This is a genomic window from Streptomyces sp. NPDC004610, assembly GCF_040609715.1.
Classification (GTDB): Bacteria; Actinomycetota; Actinomycetes; order Streptomycetales; family Streptomycetaceae; genus Streptomyces.
Map to the genome: position 1 here is coordinate 1 of NZ_JBEXLA010000079.1, position 12,480 is coordinate 12,480.

Genomic DNA, 12,480 nt, shown 5'->3' on the forward strand with positions numbered 1-12,480 from the left:
CATCGGACAACGTGATCGCCACAGCAGAGGGCCCCGAATGCGACATGGCAACAGGGTACTTACTAATCCTCAGGATTTCCGGCGCATCACACTAGGAGCCCCGCCCCGCACCGCCGCACACGTTCCCCTCTCACCCCCACCACCCCGAAGGGAGCCGAGCGGCGTCGCAAGACCGGTCTGATCCTGCTCGCCCTCGCCGTGTCCTTCGCGGCGCTCGCGCCCCTGCCCCGCTGGTACACCTCCCTGCGGCTGGCCAAGGGCCCGCCGGGCCAGTACCGGACGACGGTCCTGGAGGCGCAGGACGCCACCCTCCTCGACACGGACGCCCGAGAAAATGGCCCCACCACACCCTGATCCCGCCCCTCACCTCCTCCCACCCCTGGGGCTTCCCACCCGCGGGGTCATCCTGCTCGCCCTCGCCCTGGAGACCCGCTCCCGTCGCCCCGGCGGCGCCCCGCCCCCGGCCGGCGCCCGGAACCCGAACCGGTCACCGCCTGAGCCGCGCGCTGGTGTGCCGGGTCGGCTCGGCCGCCGCCGGGTCCTCGGGCCACGGATGCTTCGGGTACCGGCCCCGCAGCTCCGCCCGTACACCCCGGTAGCCGTCCTTCCAGAACGACGCCAGGTCCGCCGTCACCGCCGCCGGGCGGCCCGCGGGGGACAGCAGATGCACCAGCAGCGGCACCCCGGCCACGGACGGCGACTCCTGGAGCCCGAACATCTCCTGGAGCTTCACCGCGAGCACCGGCCGCTCCGGGTCCCCGTAGTCGACCCGTACCCGCGACCCGCTCGGTACGGTGATCCGCTCCGGCGCCAGCTCGTCCAGCCGTACCGCGTCCCCCGACGCCCACGGCAGCAGCCGCTTCAGCGCCTGCCCGGCGTCGATCCGCCCCAGGTCCGCCCGCCGCCGGGCCCGGCCCAGCTCGGGTTCCAGCCACTCGGCCACCCGCGCGTGCAGCGCCTCGTCCGACACCTCGGGCCACGGTTCCCCGAGCCGCCGCCGCAGGAACGCCATCCGCTGCCGCAGCACCTCCGCGTCCGGCCCCCACCGCAGCAGCCCGAACCCCTCCCGCCGCAGCCCGTCCAGCACCGCCTCCCGGACGAGTCCCGGATCGGGGTCCTTGAGGGGCCGTACCGTCAGCTCGATCGCGCCCAGGCGCTCCACCCGCCGGGCGAGCACGTCCCCGTCGGCCCAGCGCACCTCCTCGCCCCGCGCATGCCACGCCCCGGCCGCGCCCCGAGCGACCGCCTCGGACACCTCGAAACCGAGCCGTACGCGCGCGTGCCCCCGCCCCAGGGGACGGTCCGCGACGGCGATGGCGATCCAGGCCGCGCCCCGCAGCGCGGACCCCTCCGCGAGATCGGCCCGGGTACCGGACACCATCAGGAAGGACCCGCCGTCCGCCCTGGCCACCCGCTCGGGATGGGCCAGCGCGGCGACCAGCCCGGACGCGTCACCCCGCACGTCCACCCCGTCGAACGCCGGATCCGGAGCCGACCGCTCGCCCGCCGGGACCGCGCCCCGCAGCGCCCGCAGGGCGGCCGGATCCTCCGTCAGCCCCGCCACCGCCTCCACGGCCCGGTCCCGCCCCACCAGCGGTACGGCGTCCAGCAGCGCCCGCCCCAGCCGAGGGTGCACCCCCAGCCGGGACAGCCGCACCCCCCGGTCCGTCGCCCGGCCACCGGCGTCCACCGCCCCGATCCCGGCCAGCACTTCCCTGGCCGCCGCCATCGCCGCCGCCGGAGGCGGATCCAGCAGCGCCAGCCCGGAGGCGTCCGGATCGCCCCAGCAGGCCGCCTGGAGCGCGAACGCCGTCAGATCGGCCACCTTGATCTCAGGCGCCGGAAAGCGTGGCAGCCGCCCGTCCTCGGCCTCCGTCCAGCACCGGTACACCGCTCCCGGCGCCTCCCGCCCGGCCCGGCCCGCCCGCTGCCGCCCGGACGCCTGCGAGGCCCGTACCGTCGTCAGCGCGCTCAGCCCCCGCGCATGATCCACCCGCGGCTCGCGCGCCAGCCCCGAGTCCACCACCACCCGCACCCCGGGAACCGTCAGCGACGACTCCGCGACCGACGTGGCCAGCACCACCCGCCGCCCCCGCCCCCGCGCCAGCACCGCGTCCTGCACGGCCGCCGGAGCCCGCCCGTGCACCTGGAGCACCTCGACACCCCCGAGATCCCCCAGCAGCCCCGCGACCCGCCCGATCTCCCCGACCCCCGGCAGAAAACACAGCACGTCCCCCGGCCGCTCGCCCAGCGCCCGCCGCACCACCGACGCCACATGCGCCAGCAGCGCCGGATCCACCCGCATCCCGTGCGGGGGCCGCACCCCGCGCGCGGGAGGCGCCCACACCACCTCCACCCCATGGGACACCCCCTCGGCGGCCACCACCGGCGCGTCGCCCAGCAGCCGGGCCCACCCCTCGGCGTCCGTCGTCGCCGACGCCGCCACCAGCCGCAGCTCCGGCCGCAGCGCCTGCCGCACGTCCCACAGGAACGCGGCGGCCGTATCCGCGTCCAGGTGCCGCTCATGACACTCGTCCAGCACCACCACATCGACCCCGGCCAGCTCCTGGTCCCGCTGGAGCAGCACACCCGTCGTCACCACCTCCACGCGCGCGTCGCGCCCCACCACCCGCTCCCCGCGCACGGTGTAGCCGACCCGGCCGCCGACCTCCTCGCCCAGCAGCCACGCCATCCGCCGCGCCGCCGCGCGCGCCGCGATCCGCCGCGGCTCGGCCACCACCACCCGCCGCGCGGGCGCTTCCCCGCCCAGCAGCCCGGCCAGCGCCAGCGGCACCAGCGTCGTCTTCCCGGTCCCCGGCGGCGCCACCAGCACCGCCGTCCCGGCCCCCTCCAGGGCCCCGGTCAGCGCGGGCAGCGCCCCGCGCACCGGAAGCGCCTCCAGCGCCTCGTGCCGGACCACCCGCTCAGTCCCGTACGCACACGAAGATCGCCGTCCCCGGGATCAGGTTCCCGCGCAGCGGCGACCAGCCGCCCCACTCCGCGGAGTTCCACGACGGCCATTCCGGCTCGGCCACGTCCACCAGCCGCAGCCCCGCCGCCACCACGTCCCGCACCCGGTCGCCCAGCGTCCGGTGATGCTCCACGTACACGGCCCGCCCCGCCTCGTCCTGCTCGACGTAGGGCGTGCGGTCGAAGTACGACGACGCCACGCTCAGCCCCTCCGGGCCCGGCTCGTCGGGGAACACCCAGCGGATCGGATGGGTCACCGAGAACACGAACCGCCCGCCCGGCCGCAGCACCCGCCGCACCTCGGCCAGCACCCGCACCGGATCGGCCACGAAGGGCAGCGCCCCATACGCCGAACACGCCAGGTCGAAGGAGCCGTCCGCGAACGGCAGCGCGACCGCGTCCGCCTCCACCAGCGGGAAGGACACCCCGATCCGCAGCGCGTGCTGCAACTGCCGGTGGGACAGGTCCAGGGCGACGGGCCGCGCCCCCTGGGCGGCCAGCCAGCGCGAGCACTGCGCCGCGCCCGCGCCGATCTCCAGGACGTCCTTGCCCTTCAGCTCCTCCGCGGGGCCCAGCAGCTCGGCCTCCACCTCGTCCAGCCCCTCGGGACCCCAGACGAAACGGTCGTCCCCCAGGAACGTGCCGTGCTCGATCTGGTACTCGTCCGCGTTGCGGTCCCACCAGCCCCGGTTGGCACGGGAACTCTCCGCTGTCCCGGCGTCACGCCGGGTGGCCTCCGGCTCCTCGGACGGTGGCTGCGGCCGGGGCGATTCGCGCTCTTGGATGATGGGCTCCCTCGTCGTACTCTTCGGTCGCTTCTTCCGGCCGTCCGGCGTCCGGCGGCGACACTGAAGAGGTCCCCAAGGGCCCGCGTGGCCTCTTGGGGCGGTTCTGGTGCCGGGTATGCGGCGATCCGCCCCGGGTGTGCGCGTTCGCGCATTGACCCTGCCCGGCTGCCCCCGTATGCTACAAGTTGCGCTGCGGGCCTGCGCTCCTCAGACGTAGCAGGCTGCGCTCGCATCTGTTGTATGTCCCCTCGGTTGTCGAGGCGTCACCGGCTTTTCGGGTGGCGCTTCCTAAGCTGTCCGGCTTCTTCAGAGCGAAACGGGCTCCCGGCGTGAGCAGTGCCTACGACTTCAATGTCCGTACCGGAGCCCTTTCCCACATGACGAGCAGCACCGAGACCACCGCCACCACCCCGCAGGTTGCGGTCAACGACATCGGTAACGAGGAAGCATTCCTCGCCGCTATCGACGAGACGATCAAGTACTTCAACGATGGTGACATCGTCGACGGCGTCATCGTCAAGGTTGACCGGGACGAGGTTCTCCTCGACATCGGTTACAAGACCGAAGGTGTCATCCCGAGCCGCGAGCTCTCGATCAAGCACGACGTCGACCCCAATGAGGTCGTCGCCGTCGGTGACGAGATCGAAGCCCTTGTTCTCCAGAAGGAGGACAAGGAAGGCCGCCTGATCCTCTCGAAGAAGCGCGCCCAGTACGAGCGTGCCTGGGGCACCATCGAGAAGATCAAGGAAGAGGACGGCATCGTCACCGGTACCGTCATCGAGGTCGTCAAGGGTGGTCTCATCCTCGACATCGGCCTCCGCGGCTTCCTGCCGGCCTCCCTCGTCGAGATGCGCCGCGTCCGCGACCTCCAGCCGTACGTCGGCAAGGAGCTCGAAGCCAAGATCATCGAGCTGGACAAGAACCGCAACAACGTGGTCCTGTCCCGCCGTGCCTGGCTGGAGCAGACCCAGTCCGAGGTCCGTCAGACCTTCCTCACCACCCTCCAGAAGGGCCAGGTGCGGTCGGGCGTCGTGTCCTCGATCGTCAACTTCGGTGCCTTCGTGGACCTGGGTGGCGTCGACGGTCTGGTCCACGTCTCCGAGCTGTCCTGGAAGCACATCGACCACCCCTCCGAGGTCGTCGAGGTCGGCCAGGAGGTCACGGTCGAGGTCCTCGACGTCGACATGGACCGCGAGCGTGTCTCCCTGTCGCTGAAGGCGACCCAGGAAGACCCGTGGCAGCAGTTCGCCCGTACCCACCAGATCGGCCAGGTCGTGCCCGGCAAGGTCACGAAGCTGGTTCCGTTCGGTGCGTTCGTCCGCGTGGACGAGGGCATCGAGGGTCTGGTCCACATCTCCGAGCTGGCCGAGCGCCACGTGGAGATCCCGGAGCAGGTCGTCCAGGTCAACGACGAGATCTTCGTCAAGGTCATCGACATCGACCTGGAGCGTCGCCGGATCTCGCTGTCCCTCAAGCAGGCCAACGAGTCCTTCGGTGCCGACCCGGCGTCGGTCGAGTTCGACCCGACCCTGTACGGCATGGCCGCGTCCTACGACGACCAGGGCAACTACATCTACCCCGAGGGCTTCGACCCCGAGACCAACGACTGGCTCGAAGGGTACGAGTCCCAGCGCGAGGTGTGGGAGAACCAGTACGCCGAGGCGCAGAGCCGCTTCGAGCAGCACCAGCAGCAGGTCATCAAGTCCCGCGAGGCCGACGAGGCGGCTGCCGCCGAGGGCGGCGACGCGGCGGGTGCGGCTCCGGCCGCGTCCGGTGGCGGTGGCTCGTACTCCTCCGAGGGCCCGGACAACTCCGGCGCGCTGGCCTCGGACGAGGCGCTGGCCGCGCTCCGCGAGAAGCTGGCCGGTGGGCAGAGCTGAACGCAGCCGCTGAGGCTTAGCAGCTGATCAGAGGGGCCGTACCCTGCGGGGTACGGCCCCTCTGGCATGCCGTCTCTAGGGCCTCACGGGGATGCCGGTCATGGCGCTACGGGGACGTTCGTCAGCGCCTTGCCACCGGTGACCGTGTTGCTGCTGTGGACCGTCGTTCTGCAGTCGGCGGCGGTGTTGGTGACATTGATCGCCAGCTGGGTGGCGCCGGTGGCGCCGGTCAGGGTCGACCGGTTGTTCCGGAAGACCGTGCCGCAGCCCCACCCCGGCTGCTGGGTGTGCGTCTGGAAGCCGTCGTTCGTGGTGTTCCGGCCGGTGTTGTTCTCCACCAGGACGTCATTGCCCTTCACATCCACCCAGGAGTCGTCGTAGTTGGCGCCGGTCAGACCGAGGCCGTCGAAGGTGTTGCCGACGATCTGCGCGCCCGTGGTGCCCTCCTTGATGTCGACGGCCTCACCGCCGACGTCCGGGCCGATGGTGTTGTCACGGATCTGGACCCGGTCGCTCCGGTCGGTGAGCGTGTTCGCCGTGCCGACATAGACGCCCTCGCCCATGCCCCGGCCGTCATTGCCGGTGTCGTAGATCCAGGAGTTCTTGATCAGGCCGTCCGTGCTCGACTTGCGGAAGTGGACGCCCTCCATGTCGAGGTTGTGGACCGTCACCCCGTCCACGACGACACCGGTCGCCGCGTCGATCATGATGCCCTTCTGGCCGCCGGTGAGGGTCAGCCCGCTGACCGTCCAGTAGGAGGCGCCGTTCAGATGCAGGCCGTTGCCGCCGCCCGCGGTCAGAACGGCCCGCTCGGAACCGGTGAGGGTGATCCGGGCGTCCGAGGTGGCCGGGACGAGTGCCTTGAAGTTGCCGGTGTAGGTGCCGTCCGCGAGGCGGATCGTGTCGCCCGGACGGACCGCCGTCAGGGCGGACTTCAGCTGTGCGGCGGTCGACACGTCGATGATCGTGGTGGCGGTGGCGGTGGCGGTGGCGGTGGCGGTGGCGGTGGTGGCGGTGGTGGTGGCGGTGGCGGTGGCGGCGGCCGGGGCGGCCGGGGCGGGGCCGGCCGCGACCAGTAGACCGCCGGTGGCGGTGGTGAGGGCGAGCAGGGAGGTGAGCGGCGTGCGGATGCGCATGGGGGACCTTCCTGTCGGGCGGGGCATCCTCCGGGCGGGATGCAGGCATCTCCGGGGCTGGATGAAGTTCACATATGGGGATCGCGGGTGGGGATGTGAACGGGCGGATCCACGGCACCGTAAGGGCGGGGTGACGGGGCGTCAAGAGGAGTGCGGTGCGGGCGGGAATGCCCGTGCTCCGCATCACGTTGAGAGGGGGGAACACGAGGAGGAGCGGTCACTGTGCTTGATCCGCAGGATTTGTACACGTGGGAGCCGAAGGGCCTGGCCGTCGTCGACATGGCGCTCGCCCAGGAGTCGGCCGGCCTTGTCATGCTCTACCACTTCGACGGATACATCGACGCGGGCGAGACCGGCGACCAGATCGTCGACCGGCTCCTCGACTCGCTGCCCCACCAGGTCGTCGCCCGCTTCGACCACGACCGGCTGGTCGACTACCGCGCCCGCAGGCCCCTGCTGACGTTCCGCCGCGACCGATGGACGGGTTACGAAGAGCCCGCCATCGAGGTCCGTATCGTCCAGGACGCCACCGGGGCGCCCTTCCTGCTGCTCTCCGGCCCCGAACCGGATGTGGAATGGGAGCGCTTCGCCGCCGCCGTCCGTCAGGTCGTCGAACGCCTCGGCGTCCGCCTCTCGGTCAACTTCCACGGCATCCCCATGGGCGTCCCGCACACCCGCCCCGTGGGCCTCACCCCGCACGGCAACCGCGCCGACCTGGTCCCCGGCCAGTCCAGCCCGTTCGAGGAGGCCCAGGTCCCCGGCAGCGCCGAAGCGCTCCTGGAGTACCGGCTCATGGAAGCCGGCCACGACGTCCTCGGCGTCGCCGCGCACGTACCGCACTACATCGCGCGCTCCACCTACCCCGACGCCGCACTGACCGCGCTGGAGGCCATCACCGCCGCCACCGGACTCGTCCTGCCCGGCATCGCCCACTCCCTGCGCACGGACGCCCACCGCACCCAGACCGAGATCGACCGCCAGATCCAGGAGGGCGACGAGGAACTCACCGCCCTGGTCCAGGGCCTTGAACACCAGTACGACGCCGTCGCGGGCGCCGAGAGCCGCGGCAATATGCTCGCCGAGCCGGTGGAGATCCCGTCCGCCGACGAGATCGGGCGCGAGTTCGAACGATTCCTGGCGGAGCGGGAAGGGGACGGCTGAGGGCGCCGCCGGTGGTGGGGCGGGTCTGTCGTCTGTGGGTGGAGACGGGACCGGGGCGGGGCCGGGGTGGGGGTGCCTGGGTGCCTCCTTCGGTGAGGGGTGAAGCCGTCAGGACCGGGTGTCAGTGGCAGGGCCTAAGCTGCGAGGCATGCTGAAAGTTGGCCTGACCGGTGGCATCGGCGCCGGCAAGAGCGAGGTGTCACGGCTGCTCGTGGAGTACGGCGCCGTCCTGATCGACGCGGACCGCATCGCCCGCGAGGTCGTCGCGCCGGGCACGCCCGGACTCGCCGCCGTCGTGGAGGCGTTCGGCCGGGACGTACTCGCCGCCGACGGCACCCTGGACCGGCCCCGGCTCGGCTCCATCGTCTTCGCCGACCCCGACAGACTGGCCGTGCTCAACTCCATCGTGCACCCCCTCGTCGGCACCCGCTCCAGAGAACTGGAATCGGCCGCCGCCGACAACGCCGTCGTCGTCCACGACGTACCCCTGCTCGCGGAGAACGCCCTCGCCCCGCGCTACGACCTGGTGATCGTCGTGGATGTGGACCCCGCCACCCAGGTCGACCGGCTGGTCCGGCTGCGCGGCATGACCGAGGCGGACGCCCGTGCGCGCATGGCCGCCCAGGCCACCCGCGAACAGCGGCTGAAGATCGCGGACATCGTCATCGACAACGATGTGCCACTGGAGCAGCTGCGCACCCAGGTCCGGGACGTGTGGGACGAGCTGCAGCGCAGGGCCGGCTCAGCCGGCGCAGCCGGTTCGGCCCCCGGAGCCCCGGTCCCACGGGCCACGGAGGAATAGCGACACCCCTCAAGGGCGTTGAGAACCGCTATCCAGGGAAGGAATCAGCCGTGCCCGAAACCAGCGGATCGCCCGGAAGAACGCCGGAGACGCATGTCATCGACTTCCGCGCCGCCGAGCAACTGCTCACCGCGCGGGACCCGCGGGGCGCGGTGAAACTGCTGGACCGTGTCATCGCCGCGCACCCCGAGAACACCGCCGCCCGGCTGCTCCGCGCGCGGGCCTTCTTCGCCGCCGCGCAACTGCGGCCCGCCGAACTGGAGTTCACGGTCGTCCTCGAACGCGAGCCGGACAACGCGTACGCCCACTTCGCCCTCGGCCGCACCTATGAGCGGCAGGGGCGGCCGGATCAGGCCAAACGCCACTTCCGGCTGGCCGCCGCGCTGGACCCGAACCCGGAGTATCTGAAGGCGGCCCGCTTCGACGGGTGAGCGGCTTCTCGGAGCCGCGCGGTTCGGCCGAGCATGCGCGGTGCCGCGGGGTGCGGGTGGTGGCGGGGTGCGGGTGGCGGGGTACGGGTGGCGCGGGGTGGGCAGGGTCGGTCGGCCGGATGCCGTCCGGCGGTCACGTACGGTGGCGCCTCGGTGGCTCATACGGGGGGACATCCGGGCCGGGCTGGTAGTGCGGGCCCTGGTGGATGTGGTGGAGGATCATGGTCATGTCGACAGTGACCACCAGCCACAGGACACCACACGCGACGGCCCACCCGGGATGTCCCGTCAGCAGGAACAGGGCGGTTCCGAAGATCGCCCAGAACATCCCCCACACACTCAGCCAGAAGCGGGCCCGCAGCGCACTGCGCGCCGTCCGAGGTTCATTGCCCGTACGCATCGGCATCAGGATCACCGCTCCTGCTTGCAACGTACTCTCCGACGGGGGGTCCGCGCATGCTGCCGGACGTTGACGATCTTCCCGAGGTCCTCCAGGACCTCGGCGTACCTCATGAGGACATCAATGAGCTGGTCGCCCGCCACCGCACCCTGACCTCGGACACCGGGGCGATGCGGCTTCTGGAGGAGTGCGTCGAGGAACTCGCGCGGGGCATGGGACTGGTCGGCGGCGACCATCCCGAACCGGGCGCAGGCGGCGAGTTCCTGGCCCGGGTCGAGGAGGGACCCCCGGAGCTGGGCCGGCTGTTCGCGGTGTACGCGTTCGTCGCCGCGCTGCCCCACACCCGCGCCTACCACCGGGCCCGCAGCATCCCGGACGACATCTCCCGGCGCACCCTCGCCGACCTCGGCCGCAACCTCGCGGTCCACCGCCGACGCCATGGACACGCCGGACTGCACGTCCCCCAGTGGATCCGGCACCACTTCTGCGGGGAGCTGTACCAGCTCGGACGGCTCCAGTTCGAACGGGCCCGGCTCCTCGACGTCACCGCGCGGGCACTCACCGAAGCCGGGATCGAGGCCGCGCCCGGGGCGCTCTACCTGAGCATCCACATCCCTGACTTCAGCGGGCCGCTGTCCCCGACCGGATGCGACCGCTCCATCGCCCGAGCCCGCGCCTTCTTCGCCCGGCACTACCCGGAGGAGCCGTACGTCGGCGCGCTCTGCCACTCCTGGCTGCTCGACCGGCAACTGCGCGAGTATCTCCCCGCCCACTCCAACATCATCCGTTTCCAGGAACGGTTCAGCCTCACCCGCGACGACACCGAGCCCTCCGACTCCCATCCGGTGCAGTTCGTCTTCGGCGACCCGGAGCTGCCGCACCAGGATCTCCCCCGGCGCACGACCCTGGAACGGGCCGTCGGGGATCATCTGCGGTCGGGCGGGCACTGGTACACGGGGCATGGGTGGATGCGGTGGTGACGCGGGGGGAGAGCGGGGGAGCGGGGGAGCGAGGGCCGTCGTGGTGGGGGCGGGGTGGTGGCCGCGCTGCGGAGGGAGGCGTGGGATTGGTTGTTTGTTCGGGGATGGTTCCTTCGTACGAGTGAAGGGGGGAGGGGTGGGAACGGGGGCTGGCGGGCGGCCCGTTGGATGGGCATGAGGCTGGAAATGCGAGACGGATACGAAGGCACGGGGCCCGGCGCGATCACCCCGGACGGCTGCGCGGTCGAGCTGTACTCGCGGCTGCCGATCGGCAAGGAGCCCGACATCATCGCCGCGGCCGTTCCGGCGGGCGCGCGGATCCTGGAACTGGGCAGTGGGGTGGGCCGGATGACCCACCCGCTGCTGGAGCGCGGCTTCACGGTCACCGCCGTGGACGAATCACCCGACATGCTCGAACGCGTCCGGGGCGCCCGCACGATATGCAGCCCCATCGAGGCGCTCGACGCGGGCGAGACATTCGACGCGGTGCTGCTCGCGTCGTTCCTGGTGCACACCGGCGACAAGGAAGTCCGGCGGGGCCTGCTGAACACCTGCCTCCGGCACCTGGCACCGGGCGGCTCCCTGCTGATCCAGCGGGAGGGGGAGGACTACCACAGCGATGTGCCGCGCGAACGGGTCGACCCCCAGGGCTTCACCGTGCGGATCCAGTCGTCCGAACCGGTGGGCGACGGAGTGCACTCCGTCCGCGCGGAGTACGAGTTCCCGGACGCGATCTGGACGCAGACATTCCTGGTACGGCCCATGACCCGGGAACAGTTCGAGGGGATGCTCGGGGAGGCCGGGCTGAGAGTGGCCGAGTATCTGACGGAGGATCGGATGTGGGTGCGGGTGGTGAGGGACGGGGAGTAGGGGCAGGGGGATGTGAGGGAGAGAGGGGGAGAGGGAGAGGGGGAGGGGGAGAGGGGCGAGAGGTGGAGGTGGAGGGGGAGAGGGGGGAGGGGGAGAGGGCAGGGGTTCAGGGGCGTGGGAGCCGGTTGCTTCGCACGCTGATGTCGAAAAGGAGTGGAGTTCGGCCGGCGAACGCCCCTACCGTGCTGCCGGACCGAGTCGTCTGGCGAAGGGCATGCCGTTGTACACCGTGTGAGACCTCCTGAGAGCTGATCTGTCGCGCGTCGCGTCTGGGCGCCGCGCTCCTTTCTGCTGCGGACTTCTCACTGAAACCGGTGTACTCCTGTGCTCCAAGACTGGGTGGTCATGCCCACCTGCCTGCCGCAAGTTCTCCGCCGTTGCCACGCCTGCCCGTCCGGGCGCTTCCGGGCCGACGGCAAATTCCGGGTCAACGCCCACCACAAGCTCATCGACGTCTGGCTCCTCGTCCTGTGCACCGGGTGCGGGGAGACCGCGAAGCTCACGGTCCTGGAGCGGGCGCATGTGCGCTCCATACGACCCGAGCTGCTCGACCGGCTCCACGGCAACGACCTCGGCCTGACAGCCGAGCTGCTTCAGGATCCGGTCCTGCAACGCCGTAATCGCATCGCCCTCGACTGGGCGGGTGCCTGGCGGCTCGACACCGGCGGTTCGGATTACCTGGACCGCGAGGTGATCGACATCTCGGTCCGCTTCGCGGCGCGGATCCCGGTCCGGCCGGTGCGGTTGATCGCCGACGGTTGCGGTCTGTCGCGGGGCGAGGTGGAGAGGTTGATCGAGGGAGGGGGGCTCGTCTCGGCCGTCCGGTTGAGGGGGCAGCGCTCTGGGGACTTTGGGTTCACGTTGAAGCGTTGAGGGGTGGAGAGGTGGGGGGATGAGGTGGGGAGACAGGGGAGCTTCGGGTGCTCGGGGTGTGCCGGGAGTTGCGTGATTCAGAGGCGATGAATGGGTGTCAACGGACTTCTTGAACTCCCCGGTGGCGGACACGATCAGTCGCCCGCTGGCGGACACTAAATCTCCCCGCGGACAGGGAAACTCCCCACT

The 12,480-nt window shown here is 71.5% G+C and carries 11 protein-coding genes and 1 pseudogene; 8 read left to right on the forward strand and 4 right to left on the reverse strand.

Features of this window, described 5'->3' with window-relative positions; all coding sequences use genetic code 11:
* Window positions 1-177 precede the first annotated feature (177 nt).
* Window positions 178-327, forward strand: a pseudogene (locus ABZX40_RS41210) (porin PorA family protein); the annotation flags it as partial.
* 160 nt (window positions 328-487) lie between these two features.
* Here ABZX40_RS41210 and hrpB read toward each other — a convergent pair.
* On the reverse strand, window positions 488-2,920 hold the full coding sequence (gene hrpB / locus ABZX40_RS41215) for an ATP-dependent helicase HrpB (protein ID WP_355751292.1): 2,433 nt from the start codon (window positions 2,918-2,920) through the stop codon (window positions 488-490).
* A 4-nt stretch (window positions 2,921-2,924) separates the two neighbouring features.
* Window positions 2,925-3,758, reverse strand: coding sequence for a class I SAM-dependent methyltransferase (locus tag ABZX40_RS41220; RefSeq protein WP_355751315.1), 834 nt, complete (start codon window positions 3,756-3,758; stop codon window positions 2,925-2,927).
* Window positions 3,759-4,135: 377 nt separating this feature from the next.
* Here ABZX40_RS41220 and rpsA point away from each other — a divergent pair, with 377 nt between their 5' ends.
* Entirely contained in the window at window positions 4,136-5,638 is a 1,503-nt protein-coding gene (gene rpsA / locus ABZX40_RS41225) for a 30S ribosomal protein S1 (RefSeq protein ID WP_355751295.1), read from the forward strand.
* Between the two features lie 98 nt (window positions 5,639-5,736).
* Here rpsA and ABZX40_RS41230 read toward each other — a convergent pair whose 3' ends face one another.
* Window positions 5,737-6,774: a right-handed parallel beta-helix repeat-containing protein gene (locus tag ABZX40_RS41230; protein ID WP_355751298.1), complete on the reverse strand. Its 1,038-nt coding sequence runs from the start codon at window positions 6,772-6,774 to the stop codon at window positions 5,737-5,739.
* Window positions 6,775-6,996: 222 nt separating this feature from the next.
* Between ABZX40_RS41230 and ABZX40_RS41235 the strand changes: the two genes are divergently transcribed.
* The 3 genes from ABZX40_RS41235 (at window position 6,997) to ABZX40_RS41245 (ending at window position 9,168) form a co-directional block, all read left to right on the forward strand.
* Window positions 6,997-7,935, forward strand: coding sequence for a PAC2 family protein (locus tag ABZX40_RS41235; protein WP_355751300.1), 939 nt, complete (start codon window positions 6,997-6,999; stop codon window positions 7,933-7,935).
* A gap of 148 nt (window positions 7,936-8,083) precedes the next feature.
* Window positions 8,084-8,737 carry a dephospho-CoA kinase gene (gene coaE / locus ABZX40_RS41240; RefSeq protein ID WP_355751303.1) on the forward strand — a complete coding sequence of 218 codons (654 nt, stop codon included), beginning with the start codon at window positions 8,084-8,086 and terminating at the stop codon, window positions 8,735-8,737.
* Between the two features lie 50 nt (window positions 8,738-8,787).
* Entirely contained in the window at window positions 8,788-9,168 is a 381-nt protein-coding gene (locus ABZX40_RS41245; RefSeq protein WP_355751305.1) for a tetratricopeptide repeat protein, read from the forward strand.
* Between the two features lie 133 nt (window positions 9,169-9,301).
* On the opposite strand, the gene ABZX40_RS41250 is transcribed toward ABZX40_RS41245, so the two are convergent.
* Window positions 9,302-9,568: a DUF6343 family protein gene (locus ABZX40_RS41250; RefSeq protein ID WP_355751317.1), complete on the reverse strand. Its 267-nt coding sequence runs from the start codon at window positions 9,566-9,568 to the stop codon at window positions 9,302-9,304.
* Between the two features lie 56 nt (window positions 9,569-9,624).
* Here ABZX40_RS41250 and ABZX40_RS41255 point away from each other — a divergent pair, with 56 nt between their 5' ends.
* The 3 genes from ABZX40_RS41255 to ABZX40_RS41265 all read left to right on the forward strand — a co-directional run bounded on the left by ABZX40_RS41255 (window position 9,625) and on the right by ABZX40_RS41265 (window position 12,291).
* Window positions 9,625-10,548 (forward strand): acyltransferase domain-containing protein, encoded by a 924-nt coding sequence (locus ABZX40_RS41255; RefSeq protein WP_355751308.1) that lies wholly within the window; start codon window positions 9,625-9,627, stop codon window positions 10,546-10,548.
* Window positions 10,549-10,734: 186 nt separating this feature from the next.
* Window positions 10,735-11,418 carry a methyltransferase domain-containing protein gene (locus tag ABZX40_RS41260; RefSeq protein ID WP_355751310.1) on the forward strand — a complete coding sequence of 228 codons (684 nt, stop codon included), beginning with the start codon at window positions 10,735-10,737 and terminating at the stop codon, window positions 11,416-11,418.
* Window positions 11,419-11,742: 324 nt separating this feature from the next.
* Window positions 11,743-12,291 carry a DUF1062 domain-containing protein gene (locus ABZX40_RS41265; RefSeq protein ID WP_355751312.1) on the forward strand — a complete coding sequence of 183 codons (549 nt, stop codon included), beginning with the start codon at window positions 11,743-11,745 and terminating at the stop codon, window positions 12,289-12,291.
* The last annotated feature ends 189 nt before the right edge of the window (window positions 12,292-12,480 follow it).